General features: G+C 63.1%; 17 protein-coding genes. 9 read left to right on the forward strand and 8 right to left on the reverse strand.

Translation table 11 applies throughout. The features are described 5' to 3' along the window. Window positions 1–15 precede the first annotated feature (15 nt). Window positions 16–1,107, reverse strand: coding sequence for an RsmD family RNA methyltransferase (locus tag AC0NIH_RS08660; RefSeq protein WP_473463837.1), 1,092 nt, complete (start codon window positions 1,105–1,107; stop codon window positions 16–18). An 88-nt stretch (window positions 1,108–1,195) separates the two neighbouring features. Continuing rightward, entirely contained in the window at window positions 1,196–1,684 is a 489-nt protein-coding gene (locus tag AC0NIH_RS08665) for a DUF1772 domain-containing protein (protein WP_473463839.1), read from the reverse strand. Between the two features lie 99 nt (window positions 1,685–1,783). Here AC0NIH_RS08665 and AC0NIH_RS08670 point away from each other — a divergent pair, with 99 nt between their 5' ends. The 3 genes from AC0NIH_RS08670 to AC0NIH_RS08680 all read left to right on the forward strand — a co-directional run bounded on the left by AC0NIH_RS08670 (window position 1,784) and on the right by AC0NIH_RS08680 (window position 3,382). Further along, window positions 1,784–2,473, forward strand: a complete 690-nt coding sequence (locus AC0NIH_RS08670; protein ID WP_473463842.1) for a helix-turn-helix transcriptional regulator — start codon at window positions 1,784–1,786, stop codon at window positions 2,471–2,473. A 76-nt stretch (window positions 2,474–2,549) separates the two neighbouring features. Next, window positions 2,550–2,945: a VOC family protein gene (locus tag AC0NIH_RS08675; protein ID WP_473463845.1), complete on the forward strand. Its 396-nt coding sequence runs from the start codon at window positions 2,550–2,552 to the stop codon at window positions 2,943–2,945. Beyond that, window positions 2,942–3,382, forward strand: coding sequence for an EVE domain-containing protein (locus tag AC0NIH_RS08680; RefSeq protein ID WP_473463848.1), 441 nt, complete (start codon window positions 2,942–2,944; stop codon window positions 3,380–3,382). Before AC0NIH_RS08675 ends, AC0NIH_RS08680 begins: the two co-directional genes overlap by 4 nt. On the opposite strand, the gene lhpI is transcribed toward AC0NIH_RS08680, so the two are convergent. The 4 genes from lhpI to sppA form a co-directional block, all read right to left on the reverse strand. Beyond that, complete coding sequence (lhpI, locus tag AC0NIH_RS08685) at window positions 3,379–4,344, reverse strand: bifunctional Delta(1)-pyrroline-2-carboxylate/Delta(1)-piperideine-2-carboxylate reductase (RefSeq protein WP_473463850.1); 966 nt, start codon at window positions 4,342–4,344, stop codon at window positions 3,379–3,381. The two genes, AC0NIH_RS08680 and lhpI, sit on opposite strands and share 4 nt — an antisense overlap. A 37-nt stretch (window positions 4,345–4,381) precedes the next feature. Beyond that, a complete protein-coding gene (locus tag AC0NIH_RS08690) occupies window positions 4,382–4,726 on the reverse strand; it encodes a DUF1049 domain-containing protein (RefSeq protein ID WP_023764049.1) in 345 nt (114 codons plus the stop codon). Between the two features lie 36 nt (window positions 4,727–4,762). Then, complete coding sequence (locus tag AC0NIH_RS08695; RefSeq protein ID WP_006200394.1) at window positions 4,763–5,047, reverse strand: integration host factor subunit beta; 285 nt, start codon at window positions 5,045–5,047, stop codon at window positions 4,763–4,765. A gap of 80 nt (window positions 5,048–5,127) precedes the next feature. Then, on the reverse strand, window positions 5,128–6,084 hold the full coding sequence (gene sppA, locus AC0NIH_RS08700) for a signal peptide peptidase SppA (RefSeq protein ID WP_473463853.1): 957 nt from the start codon (window positions 6,082–6,084) through the stop codon (window positions 5,128–5,130). A gap of 356 nt (window positions 6,085–6,440) precedes the next feature. Here sppA and lptC point away from each other — a divergent pair, with 356 nt between their 5' ends. The 6 genes from lptC to ptsN all read left to right on the forward strand — a co-directional run bounded on the left by lptC (window position 6,441) and on the right by ptsN (window position 11,789). Next, window positions 6,441–7,154 (forward strand): LPS export ABC transporter periplasmic protein LptC, encoded by a 714-nt coding sequence (gene lptC / locus AC0NIH_RS08705; protein ID WP_473463856.1) that lies wholly within the window; start codon window positions 6,441–6,443, stop codon window positions 7,152–7,154. Continuing rightward, a complete protein-coding gene (locus AC0NIH_RS08710; protein WP_023764052.1) occupies window positions 7,141–7,722 on the forward strand; it encodes an LptA/OstA family protein in 582 nt (193 codons plus the stop codon). Before lptC ends, AC0NIH_RS08710 begins: the two co-directional genes overlap by 14 nt. Further along, window positions 7,722–8,540, forward strand: a complete 819-nt coding sequence (lptB, locus tag AC0NIH_RS08715; RefSeq protein ID WP_023764053.1) for an LPS export ABC transporter ATP-binding protein — start codon at window positions 7,722–7,724, stop codon at window positions 8,538–8,540. The genes AC0NIH_RS08710 and lptB overlap by 1 nt, the downstream gene beginning before the upstream one ends. A gap of 324 nt (window positions 8,541–8,864) precedes the next feature. Further along, window positions 8,865–10,391 carry an RNA polymerase factor sigma-54 gene (gene rpoN, locus AC0NIH_RS08720; RefSeq protein WP_473463858.1) on the forward strand — a complete coding sequence of 509 codons (1,527 nt, stop codon included), beginning with the start codon at window positions 8,865–8,867 and terminating at the stop codon, window positions 10,389–10,391. Between the two features lie 266 nt (window positions 10,392–10,657). Then, window positions 10,658–11,242: a ribosome hibernation-promoting factor, HPF/YfiA family gene (gene hpf / locus AC0NIH_RS08725; RefSeq protein ID WP_023764055.1), complete on the forward strand. Its 585-nt coding sequence runs from the start codon at window positions 10,658–10,660 to the stop codon at window positions 11,240–11,242. Window positions 11,243–11,324: 82 nt separating this feature from the next. Beyond that, the gene (ptsN, locus tag AC0NIH_RS08730; RefSeq protein WP_013893012.1) at window positions 11,325–11,789 is read left to right on the forward strand and encodes a PTS IIA-like nitrogen regulatory protein PtsN; all 465 of its coding nucleotides are present in this window, start codon (window positions 11,325–11,327) and stop codon (window positions 11,787–11,789) included. Between the two features lie 153 nt (window positions 11,790–11,942). Here the strand turns inward: ptsN and AC0NIH_RS08735 are convergent, their stop codons facing one another. Both AC0NIH_RS08735 and AC0NIH_RS08740 read right to left on the reverse strand, forming a co-directional pair. Continuing rightward, a complete protein-coding gene (locus tag AC0NIH_RS08735) occupies window positions 11,943–12,197 on the reverse strand; it encodes a BQ00720 family protein (protein WP_013893013.1) in 255 nt (84 codons plus the stop codon). Window positions 12,198–12,273: 76 nt separating this feature from the next. After that, the gene (locus AC0NIH_RS08740) at window positions 12,274–12,699 is read right to left on the reverse strand and encodes an Hsp20 family protein (protein ID WP_013893014.1); all 426 of its coding nucleotides are present in this window, start codon (window positions 12,697–12,699) and stop codon (window positions 12,274–12,276) included. Window positions 12,700–12,765 lie beyond the last annotated feature (66 nt).

Here is a 12,765-nt window from a genome sequence, read left to right on the forward strand (position 1 = left end):
AGGACTCCGGGGCATTCAGGCCACCCAGCGCGAAAACAGTGAGGTCGAAAGTGCCCGGCCGGCGGACTTTTCGCGGATGATCAACTCGCCCGACTCGATCTTGCCGCCCATGCCGGCAAACGTATCGCGCATCAAGGCATGAATGGCGAAGAACGAGGCGCGGATCGAATAGGCGGTCAGCACCACGGCAAGCGGCTTTGGGGTCAGGATCGAGCGGCAGAGATCGGTGAGCGCCGGCAAATCCTCGAACAATTGCCAGACCTCGCCCTTGGGGCCGCGACCATAGGCCGGCGGATCGAAGAGCACGATGTCGTAGCGGCTGCCGCGGCGTTCCTCGCGCTCGGCGAACTTCACCGCGTCGTCGACGATCCAGCGGATTGGCTTGCCGCCAAGCCCGGCCATCTCCTGGTTTTCACGAGCCCAGCCGATGGCTTTCTTCGAGGCGTCGACATGGGTGACCTCGGCCCCGGCGCGGGCCGCCACCAGCGAGGCAAGACCCGTGTAGCCGAACAGGTTCAGCACCTTGACCGGACGCTTGGCCGCCGCGATCAGCCCGGCCATGTGGTCCCAGTGCGAGGCCTGCTCGGGAAAGACGCCGACATGACGAAACGAGGTGAAACGGCCGAGATAGTCGATGCCGTCATGCTTCATCGGCCAGGTCTCGCCGAGCGGCATCTTCGGAAAACGCCAGCGGCCAATGCCTTCCTCGTCGGTGTCGCCGGTGAAGACGGCGTCGGCACGCTCCCAGTCCTTCGCGGGCAAGGCCTTTTGCCAGATGGCCTGGCCCTCCGGCCGCACGATCCGGTAGGGGCCGTACTGCTCGAGTTTTTGGCCTGTACCGCTGTCGAGCAGCGCATAATCGGCATTCGGCGCCACTTCGAGGATCACGGGAAGCTGCTCGGCGGGCAGGGCGCCATCGCGGCGGGCCAGGATGCGCGGCGCCGATTTCGGCTCGGGCTGGTTGTCCGGTTTCACGATGTGTTGTTCGCGCGGCCTGGCGTCTGCCTTGACCGTCGGCCGATTCTCCGGCGGGCGCGGCTGTGCGGCCCCACTTTTCGTCGGCTGGTGCGGGCGGCCGTCGCGGCGTTTGTCGCGAAAAGACTTCAAGAAGCAGCATCTCCGGCGGTTTGGCCCGCTTCTGCCACAGCTTCACCCCTGTGCGCAACAAACGGCGATCGCCGACGGCTCCAACCGGTCAGCCGTGCCTGATCGAAAGCAGGCCGACAACCAGCGATACGAAGCCGGCGGCCTTGATGCCGGTGACGACCATATGACCCGTTTCCCAACGCAGCCGGATGGCGTCGAAGTTGTCAGGGATTGGTCCGTGCACCCATGTGGCCAGAACATCATTCGCCGGTTTGACCAGAATGGACCACATCGCCAGGGAGACGGCATAAAGCACGGCGGCGGCCAGCACGAACCAGAAGGCCGGACGATCGGCACGAAGCAGCCATGCCAGAAGCCCCGGACAGGCAATCGCAGCCACGTCCAGGGGAGCGCCGATGACCGCGAACAGCAGGAATTGGCCGTTGAAAACGGTGGTTTCGCGCCAGAGGGATGGCGACCATTTGGTCAGTCGAGGGACCGATTCCAGGACATGGGCGAAGGACGGTCCAAGGCTGAGCGCCGCGATGGTGGCGGTCAGGGTACACCAGAACAACAGGAATCCGCGCATCTCCGTCATTGCCGGATAACGGGGGGATGCCGAAGGTGTTCCAGGTCAAATCGCTTGCCGTCGAAAGCGCGGTAGCCCTATCGTCCGGCAGCACCGGATTGCAGCATCATGTCCCGCTCCGAACGCCTCCTCGACCTCATCCAGTGCCTGCGCCGGCATCGCCGGCCGGTGAGCGGTCAGGTGTTGGCCGCCGAGCTCGGGATTTCGATCCGCACGCTCTACCGCGACATCGCCACGCTGCAGGGGCAGGGGGCGCCGATCGAGGGCGAGGCGGGGGTCGGCTACGTGCTCAAGCCCGGTTTCATGCTGCCGCCGCTGATGTTCAGCGACGAGGAGATCGAGGCCATCGTGCTCGGCTCGCGATGGGTCGCAAAGCAGCCGGACCGGCGTCTCTCGGCCGCGGCCGGCAATGCGCTGGCCAAGATCGCCGCCGTGCTGCCGGACGATCTGCGCGAGGACCTCGATGCCTCGACGCTGCTTGTCGGGCCCTCCGCGGCGATCATCGAGGGCATCGACCTCGGCATCGTGCGGCAGGCCATCCGCAACGAACGCAAGCTCGGCTTCCTCTATCGCGACGCGGGTGGCGCCGCTTCCGAGCGCGTGGTCTGGCCGTTTGCGCTCGGCTTCTTCGACAAGGTGCGGGTGGTGGTGGCGTGGTGCGAGATGCGGCAGGATTTCCGCCATTTTCGCGCCGACCGTATTGCCGAGCTGAAGGCAACCGACATGCGCTACCCGCGCCGCCGGCAGGCGCTGCTCAAGGAATGGCGAGCCACGCTCGACCGACCGCGTGGTCCATGAACGCTGCTGCCAGAATTTGACAGTATGTCATCCTATGCAGGGCACATATCGAAACGCTCGGCCCTGGAGAACAGATATGGCAACCCCGAATTTCGTTATCCTCTATGTCGACCAGCCGCTGCGGAGCGGCGCCTTCTATAGTGCGCTGCTGGGACGCGAGCCGGCGGAAAGCGCGCCGACATTCGTGCTGTTCGTGCTCGACAACGGCTTCAAGCTCGGCCTCTGGTCGCGGCATACGGTGGAGCCGGCGGCGGAAGCGGCCGGTGGCGGCGCCGAGATCGTCTTTGCGCTCGATACGCCTGAGGCGGTCGATGCCGCCCATGCCGATTGGTCCGGACGCGGCCTGAAAATCCTGCAGGCGCCGACCGACATGGATTTCGGCCGCACATTCGTCGCGCTCGATCCCGACAATCATCGCCTGCGTGTCTATTGGCTGTCCGACGGGGAACAGGCCAATGGAGAACAAAAATGAGCGCGCACTGGATCGCGGTGGCTTCGGCGCAACATGTCCGGCGCGGTCGCCAGGGCGGCTTCATGCAGGTCAACCACGGCAAGGCGGCACCCCTGCGCCGCGTCAGGCCCGGCGACGGCATCGTCTATTATTCGCCGACCACCGTTCTGGGCGAGAAAGACGGCCTGCAATCATTCACGGCGATCGGCACGGTGCGGGAAGGCGAACCCTATCAAGGCGAGATGGGCGGCGGCTTCACGCCGTTCCGCCGCGATGTCGACTGGGCAAGGGCCGAGGAAACGCCGATCAAGCCGTTGCTCGACAGGCTGGAATTCACCGTCGGCAAATCGAATTGGGGGTATCAGCTGCGCTTTGGGCTGTTCCCGATCAGCGCGGCCGATTTCGCGCTGATCGCCGGGGCGATGGGCGCCAAACTGGCAGTGCCGGCGTCAAGCTAGCCCTTCAGCGCCTCGTAGACGGCAATGCCGGCGGCAAGATCCTCGAGCGCGGCGCCGACCGATTTGAACAGCGTGATTTCGCCGGCGCTTTCGCGGCCCTTCTTCTGACCGCGCGCCAGTTCGTGCAAATCGGCGACGATGGCTTCCGGCTTCAACACGCCCGAGGCCAGTGGCTGGACGATGTCGCCGGCCTCCTTGGTGGCGCCGGCGCGGGTGTCGACATAGACGCGTGCGCGCACGATGGCGTCGTCATCGCTCTCGCGCATCGCCGGCGTGAAGCCGCCGACCAGGTCGACATGGGTTCCGGGCTTGAGCAGTGCGCCCTTGATGAGCGGCGTGGTGGTGATTGTCGCCGAGGAGATAATGTCGGCCTGTCCGAGTTCGGCATCGAGATCAGTCGCGGCGCCGGCCGCGAAGCCCTCGGCGCGCAGATCGGCCGCGACTTTCTCTGCGTTGGCCGGCGTGCGGTTCCAGATGCGGATGGTGTTTATCGGCCGTACCGCCGAATGGGCCTTGGCGAGGAAGGGCGACAGCGCTCCGGCGCCGACCACGAGCAGCCGCGCGGCATCGTCGCGGGCGAGGTAGGACGCCGCCAACGCCGAAGCACAGGCCGTGCGCCACTGGGTCAGCCGCTGGCCGTCGATCAAGGCTTCCGGTTCGCCGGTGGCGCCTTCGAGCAAGAGATAGAGCCCCATCACAGCGGGCTTGCCGACGGCATTGTTGTCGGGCGAGACGGTGACGATCTTGACGCCGATGTGACCGCCGGCGGAGGTGCCGGCGGCGTTGAAATCGGTCCATGCCGGCATCAGCAGCAAGGTCGAGGCCGCGCCGTCCGGCCGCTCGACCGCGTGATGATGCCTGACCGGCTGCACCGCGCCCTCGCGAAACGCCGTGCGCAATGTCTCGACCAATCCAGGAAAGGTCAGCGCACGGTCGACCTCGGCGGCCGAAATGGTCAGCATGAAAGGCTCCGTTGAACGAAAGACGGCGAGCGGCGGTTCAAGCGGTCGGCTTGGGCAATGCTGCCCCTTGGACAGGCGCCTGCGGTGCCGCCGGCGCGCGGCTGACCGCCTGGCGCAGGTTTTCGGCCTCGACGCCGCGCTGGCGCGCCAGCTTGCGGTAGCGGCCCTGCTTGACCCATGTTGCCAGGCTGCCGACGATCATGCCGATGGCGAGAGCCGCAAACAGGAAAATGAACAGAGGCAAGCTCAGCGTCAGCTTTGGATTGCCTGGGTTGAACGGGTCCAGCGTGAAGGCGACGAGTTCGCGGTTGGCGACGGCGAGCGCGATCAGGATGATCGCGAGAGGCACGAAGACCACGATGAGCATGAAACGATTGAGCATTGTGTTTTCCGTCGGAAGCTGGCGCTGACGCGGCGCCTACTTGCCGCCGTTCAGCCTTTCGCGCAGTTCCTTGCCGGTCTTGAAGAACGGCACCCACTTCTCCTCGACCTCGACGGATTCGCCGGTGCGCGGATTGCGGCCGGTGCGGGCAGGGCGGTTTTTCACCGAAAACGCACCGAAGCCCCGCAGCTCGACCCGGTTGCCTTCGGCAAGCGCGTCGGTGATCTCATCGAAGATCGCGCCGACGATGTTTTCGACGTCGCGCAGGAAAAGATGCGGATTGCGCGTGGCAATAATCTGCACAAGTTCGGACTTGATCATCAGACGGGTCCCCGTGAAAGTACTGCGGTCAAAATTATGAGGATGATTTTATTTGCTTTTTCGGCTGTCCCAAACGGCGCTCAAGGGTGCCAGACGGAAACGAGACCGTCAAGAAACAAGCGGTCGGCGCCAAGTTCATGGATGATGTCGCCGCCGGAATCGGGCAGGCCGAGCGCGCTGCCGACCGTTTTCACCATGGCTTTTGACCACAGGAAGCCGCCGCGCCGTTCTGTCTCCTTCCACTCGACCACCTTGAGTTTGGCATCAACCCCCTTGGTCGCCAGCCAGTCGATCGCCACGGTCTCGCCGCCGACGGCGTCGATCAGTCCGTTGGCGACGCCCTGGCGGCCGGTGAAGATCGAACCATCGGCCAGCGCCAGCGCTTGCTCATGGGTCATCTTGCGGCGCTCGGCAACGATGCCGACGAACCAGTCGTAGCTGTCGAGGATAAGCTTGCGGACCATGGCGCGCTCATCGTCATTGGTCGGCTTGAAGGGCGAGGGCGAGGCCTTCAGCGGCGAGGATTTCACCTCTTCCAACTTGACGCCGAGCTTGTCCATCATGCCGCTGACGTCAGGATACTGGATCAGCACGCCGATCGAGCCGACGATCGAGGTCTTGCGGGCGACGATGTGATCGGCGGCACTGGCGATCATGTAGCCCGCCGAAGCGGCGAGCGTGCCGACCTCGGCCACGACAGGCTTGTCGGCGGCCAGCTTGCGCACCTCCTCGTAGATCGATTCACCGCCGACGGTGGTGCCGCCGGGCGAATCGATCGCCAGGATCACGCCCTTCACCTTCGACGACTGGCGGATGGTTTCCAGCCGCTTGATCAGTTCGTCGTCCTCGGTGATGGTGCCTTCGATCCTGACCTTGGCGATATGGTCGACCGTCGCGCCGCCGAAATCGTCGCCATAAAACCAGGTCGATAGCGCAATCACCCCGAGGGCCACGATGCCGATAGCCGCGACACGCCAGAATGTCAGCTTGCGCCGCAAACGGCGGCGGTCGATCAGGTCGTCGGCTCTTAGTGCCATGGTCAGCCTCACAGTCGGCGGGAAGAGACGCTTTTAGACCATGATGTCTCTATCGGGAAGCAGTTCCGTCCTTTTACGGCGCGGCAATCCGCGCACGGCGTTTCCCATGCGGTCGGTTTTGTGGATGGCCCGCGTAACGCACGCAAGATGAGCCGAGGCGCGCCGGTCATGAAAAAAGACGCAAGGGCGTCTATTTCTGCTATGAAGCAGCGGCTGTTGTGCTGACCTCGTTTTCGTTTGTACAACGACAGCTGTCACATTTTTGCGGTTTTCGTGGGCTTGTGCTTGCTTGAGAGCGCTGGCGTACCACCTATAGGCGGTGCTCCGTGGGGGCAGGGTTTTAGAAGAAAGCAGTCATGTTAGCGCGACCGATTGAGCCGACCAGTCCCGAGGCGGAGTTGGCGCCCCCGGCGGATGACCAGACGCGGGGCGATGCGTTCGACCGTGCCCAGCGTCATTCGCGCCGCGTGCGGGTGCTCAAATACGCCCTGCCCTTGGCCGCGGCGCTGATCGCTGTCGCCTTCCCGGTCTATTCCTATCTCGCCGCACCCGTTTCCGTAGCCGTACAGGCGGAAGGTACCGCCTTTTCGAATGGCAAGCTGGTGATGGCCAATCCCAAGCTCAACGGGTTCACCAAGCTGAAGCAACCTTATTCGATGACGGCCCTGCGGGCGATACAGGACGTCAGCACGCAAGGCATCATCGAGCTTGAGGGCATAGACGCCAAGGTGCCGATCGCGTCCGACAATGTCGCGGCGGTCAAAGCCTCGCACGGCACCTACGATCGCGATGGCAATACGATGAAACTGAACAGCGATGTCACGATCACCACGACAGACGGCTTGCAAGCCAAGTTCAAATCGGTCTTCCTCGACATGGGCAAAGGCACTATGAAGACGGACGATCCCGTCGATGTCAGCCGTGGCGGGTCGCAGATCACGGCGGATTCGATGTCGGTCCAGGACAATGGCAAGATCCTGGTGTTCGAGAACAAAGTGCGCGTCAACATCGATCCCGCCGCTCTGAAGGCGGCTGAGGCAAAGGGCGAAGAAGCGAATGTGGCTCAATAGTTCGACACGGCTGGTGGCCGCAACGTCAGCGCTGCTCCTGCTGGGCTTGGCACCGTCATTGGCGCAGTCGACCACTCAATCAGGCCTGAAACTGTCCGGTGACAAGCCGATCCAGATCGAAAGCGACAAGCTGGAAGTCCGCCAGGCCGACAGTGTCGCCATCTTCACGGGCAATGTCAGCGTCGTCCAGGGGCCGACGCTGATGAAGGCCGGCAAGATGACGGTCTATTACGTCAAGGATGCCAACGCCGCCGCCAAGGGCACGGAAGCCGCGGGCGCGGCGATGACCGGCTCGGCCAACATCGATCACCTGGAGATTTCCGACAAGGTCTACATCAAGTCGGATGCGCAGGTCGCGACCGCCGATCAAGGCAGCTTCGACATGAAGAGCCAGGTTCTGGTGCTTTCGGGTCAGAAGGTGGTGCTCTCGCAAAACGACAACGTCCTGGTCGGCTGCAAACTGGTCGTGCAGATGAAAACCGGGCTTGCCCAGGTCGATCCATGCGCCGGGAAGCGCGTCGTGATGTCGATCACGCCGCCGCCGAAATCGGGAGCGACGAACCCCTGATGGCCAGCCTGTCGTCGCTGACGGCACGTCTTCCGGGACGAGCCGCAGCTAAGCTTTCGGCTCCGGCCACGATCAATGTCGACAAGGCGAAGTTCAAGGGGACCTTGATCGCCAAGGGTCTGACCAAGAGCTACAAGGGCCGCAAGGTCGTCAGTGGCGTCACGCTTGGCGTGCGTGCCGGCGAGGCTGTGGGGCTGCTCGGCCCCAACGGCGCCGGCAAGACCACCTGCTTCTACATGGTCACCGGCTTGGTGCCGGTCGATGAAGGCACGATCGAGATCGACGGCTTCGACGTCACCTCGATGCCGATGTACCGCCGCGCTCGCCTCGGCATCGGCTACCTGCCCCAGGAAGCGTCGATTTTCCGTGGCCTCAACGTCGAGCAGAATATCCGCGCCGTGCTGGAAGTGGTCGAGAAGGACCGCAAGGTGCGCGAGCGCAACTTGGACGAACTGCTCGAGGAATTCCACATCAGCCACCTGCGCAAGGCGCCATCCATGTCGCTGTCGGGCGGCGAGCGGCGGCGCCTGGAAATCGCGCGCGCTCTGGCGACGCGCCCGGCCTACATGCTGCTCGACGAGCCCTTTGCCGGTATCGATCCGATCGCTGTCGCCGACATCCAGCAGCTGGTGCGCCACCTGACGGCGCGCGGCATCGGCGTGTTGATCACCGACCACAATGTGCGTGAGACGCTCGGCCTGATCGACCGCGCCTACATCATCCACGCCGGCCAGGTGCTGACCCATGGCCGGGCCGACGAAGTGGTGGCAAACCCCGACGTGCGGCGGCTTTATCTCGGTGAGGGTTTTACGCTGTAGGCCGTTCACCGTTTCACGGAAATGCCAAACCGCTCAGCCTTTTTTCGTGACGCAATTCCCTGGGGAAAGCGCCGGGCGCTTTCGCCGGGAAGGCCGTCTCCAACTTTTCCTGGAATCGCTCTGAGCGTGAAATTTGTTTCCTGACACGATTTTTTGCGCGTTGCGGCCTGTTTTTTCGCGATTTTGCTCCGGGATAACGCTCCGGTAAGCGGGTTTTGCTAGCCTTTGCCTTGACAAGCAAAAGCCGGGCCAGTTTCTATGGCCGGCCGCGAAAATTCTTTTCCGGATGTCCGGATGCGTAGATGAGGCGTTTGAAACCGAACCATGGCTTTGGCGGCCAAACTACAGCTCCGACAATCGCAGTCGCTGGTGATGACGCCGCAGCTGATGCAGTCGATTCGGCTGCTGCAGTTCACCCATGTCGAACTCGAACATTTCATTGACGAGGAGATCGAGCGCAACCCTCTGCTGGAGCGCGCCGAGCCGCAGGACGATGCCGTGGGCGACCTGGCGCAGAAAACCGAGGCGGAGCCGCAAGCGGCCGCCGAAGGCGACTGGTTCGAGAACGAGGCGGGCTGGAGCGCCGAGGCGATCTCGGAAAAGCTCGATACGTCCCTGGAAAACCTGTTTCCCGACGATCCGGGCACCAGCGAGCGGCTCGGGCCTGACCTGACGGCGCAATGGAAATCGGCTTCGGGCAATGGCGGCGGCTCCTCGTCCGAGGGGCTTGATGCCGGCGACATGGCGGCGAGCGCCATCACGCTGCGCGACCATGTCGGCGAGCAGATCGCGCTCGCCTTCGTCGATCCCGCGGCGCGGCTGATCGCCAGGGAACTCGCCGATGGCCTCGACGAAACCGGCTATGTCAGGGCCGATCTCGCCGAGGTCGCCACGCGGCTGGGCGCTGACGCCGCGGCCGTGGGCAAGGTGCTGGCCGTGTGCCAGACCTTCGAGCCGGTGGGGCTGTTCGCGCGCGATCTTGCCGAATGCCTGTCGCTGCAGCTTGCCGTGCGTAACCGGCTCGATCCAGCGATGAAGGCCCTGGTCGCCAATCTCGAACTGCTGGCGCGTCGCGATTTTCACGCGCTGAAGCGCATCTGCGGCGTCGACGAAGAAGACCTGCTCGACATGCTGGCCGAGATCCGGGCTCTCGATCCGCGGCCGGGCATGGCGTTTTCGGGCGGCGCCAGCGACGCCATCGTCGCCGATGTCGAGGTGCGCGCGGCCAATGACGGCAGCTGGACCGTCGAACTCAATGCCGAAACGCTGCCGCGCGTGCTGGTCGACCATATCTATTTTGCCCAGGTCTCTCCGCACGCCAAGAACCAGGCGGAAAAGGATTTCCTGGCCGAGTGCCTGCAAAACGCCAACTGGCTGACGCGCAGCCTGGACCAGCGGGCAAAGACGATCCTCAAAGTGGCCTCGGAGATCGTCCGCCAGCAGGATGCCTTCCTGGTCCATGGCGTGCGCCACCTGAAGCCGCTCAACCTGCGCACGGTGGCCGATGCCATCGGCATGCACGAATCGACCGTGAGCCGGGTCACCGCGAACAAATACATGCTGACCCCGCGCGGTGTGTTCGAGCTGCGCTATTTCTTCACCGCTTCGATCGCGGCATCGGGCGGCGGCGACGCGCATTCCTCGGAAGCCGTGCGTGACCGCATCAAGCAGCTGATCGACGAGGAGAAACCCGTCGATGTGCTGTCGGACGATGCGATCGTCGACATGCTCAGGGAAAGCGGCGTCGATATTGCCCGGCGAACGGTCGCCAAATACCGGGAAGGCATGAATATTCCATCCTCCGTGCAGCGCCGGCGCGAGAAACGGGCATTGGCCAGCGCAGGACGCTAGGCGTGTGCGATTTTCCACAGCCTTCGAGCTTCATTGACAAGCCGCGGTGAAGTGGCTAGAAGCCCGCCCGCATGAGACGGGCTCGATGCCCGCTAGCGGATGGTCCGTCACGACAATGACCTCGGGATGGTCAAGAAGGCGGCTTGTGATCAACCGGAAAGTTTGGATTTAAATCGGCGCGAGTGACGCCGCAAAGCTTGTGCGCACGGACCACGAGTATAAACTCCGGCCAGTTTGAAGCCTGAGCAAGGAAGGTCAGTTTTCAGATGAATCTGCGCATATCGGGAAAACACATGGATATCGGCGATGCGTTCCGTACACGCATCAACGATCGTGTCGGCGAAGCAATCGGCAAATATTTCGATCGCGGCTTCGCCGGACATGTCACGGTCATCAAATCGGGCTCGCGCTATTCGGCGGATTGCATGATCCGGCTGGATTCGGGCGCTTCGCTGCAGGCCACAGGCGATGCTCAGGATCCGACGCTTGCCTTCGAGACGGCGGCGGACCGGCTGGAGACCCGGCTTCGGCGCTACAAGCGTCGGCTGAAATCGCACAATTCAGGCGGCGGCAACGGTGAGTTGACCGACATCGCCTATACGGTAATGGCGCCGCTTGCCGATGACGAAGAGGAGATGTCGGAGGATTTTGCGCCCGCCATCATCGCCGAATCGACCATGACGCTGAAGACCATGTCGGTGGCGTCTGCGGTCATCGAACTCGACACCAAGGACAGCCCGGTCTTCGTCTTCCGTAACGCTGGAACCGACCATCTCAACATCGTCTATCGCCGGCCCGATGGAAATATCGGCTGGATCGACCCGTCCACGACCAAGGTCTCACAGGCGTGACGACAAGGGTCGCACTGGGATAAAAGCCGGCCGCACGAGGGGTGGGGACTGGTGACGGCAGGCGAACAAGGGATTTTCAAGCATGGGTCTGAGCGATCTTATCAGCGTTCCGGCGATTTTGCCGGCGTTGAAGGCGAACTCCAAGAAGCAGCTTCTGCAGTTGCTGTCCGAGCGTGCCGCGGCGATTTCGGGCATTCCGGAACGGGAGGTGTTCGACACCATCCTGCAGCGTGAGCGGCTGGGCTCGACCGGCGTCGGCAATGGCATCGCCATTCCGCACGGCAAGCTGGCCGGCGTGAAGCGTATTGCCGGTGTTTTCGCCCGGCTGGAGACGCCCGTCGATTTCGAATCGCTGGACGACCAGCCTGTCGATCTGGTGTTTCTGCTGCTGGCGCCGGAAGGGGCGGGCGCCGACCACCTGAAGGCGCTGTCGCGCATTGCCCGGGTGCTGCGCGACGCCGACACCGTGGCCAAGGTGAGGGGTACGCGCGATGCCACGGCGATCCATGCGCTTTTGTCGGATACGCAGGCCTCGCACGCGGCCTGATGTCTTTTTTGAACGGATATGCAAGGGCCGCGGTGAGCGGCCCTTTTCGTTTCAGCCGGCCAGTCCGCCGATTTTTGTCTTGACGCAATTCCCAAGGGAAAACGCCATGCGTTTTTCCCGGGAAAACCGCCAAACACTTTTCCTGGAATTGCCTTAATGAATGGCGACGGTGGTCAAGTCGTTTTCCATGGCGCCGGCCAGCGCGCGGTCACGCGCGTCGGAAAGCAGGATCGGCTGGCCATTGGCGGCAAACAGGGCCCACAATTCCATGCCGGGCGCGATTTCACCGATGTTGGGGAAGCGGCCGAGCAGTTCATCGCTCGAGACCTTGCGCAGATAAGCGACGGAGCCCTCGCCGAGATGGGCGAATTCGCCATTCGTCATGGTGATATTTTCAGTTCTGGTCATTTCAAGCCTCCTTGGCGCGAGGACGCCGCCCTTTTCAGGGGCATAGGCCATCCCGCATGAGAGCCATCGGTAAAGATCAGTCTTTCACCGATATGTTTATTTTCCGTACCAGCCGTTCGGACTCCGGCCGATCGAGATCGATCGACAAAAGGCCGTTCTTCAGTTCCGCCGCGATAACCCGCATACCGTCGGCCAGCACGAAGCAACGCTGGAACTGGCGCGCGGCAATGCCGCGGTGGAGGAATTCGCGCTCGGTGTCGTCGGTTTGACGGCCGCGCACGACCAACTGGTTTTCCTCCGTTGTCACATCGAGATCGCTTTCGGCGAAACCGGCGACGGCGAGTGTGATGCGCAGCCTTTCGGCCTTGCCGTCGGCACCGCTGAGCCGTTCGATGTTGTAGGGAGGGTAGCTGTCGCCGGATTTCGCCAGACGTTCCAGCGTCTTTTCCATGGCGTCGAAACCCAGGAGAAGCGGGCTGGAGAAAGGCGTCATTCGGCTCATGTTACACTGTCCTCTGAAGAGCGACATAAAGTGGAAAAACCCAGATGGCATTTTTCCCGTTGTCCT

Source organism: Mesorhizobium sp. WSM1386 (genome assembly GCF_055901595.1).

Coding starts and splice junctions, on each gene's coding strand:
- AC0NIH_RS08665 (WP_473463839.1), bottom strand. CDS start 1,684: ATGACGGAGATGCGCGGATTCCTGTTGTTCTGGTGTACCCTGACCGCC.
- AC0NIH_RS08670 (WP_473463842.1), top strand. CDS start 1,784: ATGTCCCGCTCCGAACGCCTCCTCGACCTCATCCAGTGCCTGCGCCGG.
- AC0NIH_RS08675 (WP_473463845.1), top strand. CDS start 2,550: ATGGCAACCCCGAATTTCGTTATCCTCTATGTCGACCAGCCGCTGCGG.
- AC0NIH_RS08680 (WP_473463848.1), top strand. CDS start 2,942: ATGAGCGCGCACTGGATCGCGGTGGCTTCGGCGCAACATGTCCGGCGC.
- lhpI (WP_473463850.1), bottom strand. CDS start 4,344: ATGCTGACCATTTCGGCCGCCGAGGTCGACCGTGCGCTGACCTTTCCT.
- AC0NIH_RS08690 (WP_023764049.1), bottom strand. CDS start 4,726: ATGCTCAATCGTTTCATGCTCATCGTGGTCTTCGTGCCTCTCGCGATC.
- AC0NIH_RS08695 (WP_006200394.1), bottom strand. CDS start 5,047: ATGATCAAGTCCGAACTTGTGCAGATTATTGCCACGCGCAATCCGCAT.
- sppA (WP_473463853.1), bottom strand. CDS start 6,084: ATGGCACTAAGAGCCGACGACCTGATCGACCGCCGCCGTTTGCGGCGC.
- lptC (WP_473463856.1), top strand. CDS start 6,441: ATGTTAGCGCGACCGATTGAGCCGACCAGTCCCGAGGCGGAGTTGGCG.
- AC0NIH_RS08710 (WP_023764052.1), top strand. CDS start 7,141: ATGTGGCTCAATAGTTCGACACGGCTGGTGGCCGCAACGTCAGCGCTG.
- lptB (WP_023764053.1), top strand. CDS start 7,722: ATGGCCAGCCTGTCGTCGCTGACGGCACGTCTTCCGGGACGAGCCGCA.
- rpoN (WP_473463858.1), top strand. CDS start 8,865: ATGGCTTTGGCGGCCAAACTACAGCTCCGACAATCGCAGTCGCTGGTG.
- hpf (WP_023764055.1), top strand. CDS start 10,658: ATGAATCTGCGCATATCGGGAAAACACATGGATATCGGCGATGCGTTC.
- ptsN (WP_013893012.1), top strand. CDS start 11,325: ATGGGTCTGAGCGATCTTATCAGCGTTCCGGCGATTTTGCCGGCGTTG.
- AC0NIH_RS08735 (WP_013893013.1), bottom strand. CDS start 12,197: ATGACCAGAACTGAAAATATCACCATGACGAATGGCGAATTCGCCCAT.
- AC0NIH_RS08740 (WP_013893014.1), bottom strand. CDS start 12,699: ATGAGCCGAATGACGCCTTTCTCCAGCCCGCTTCTCCTGGGTTTCGAC.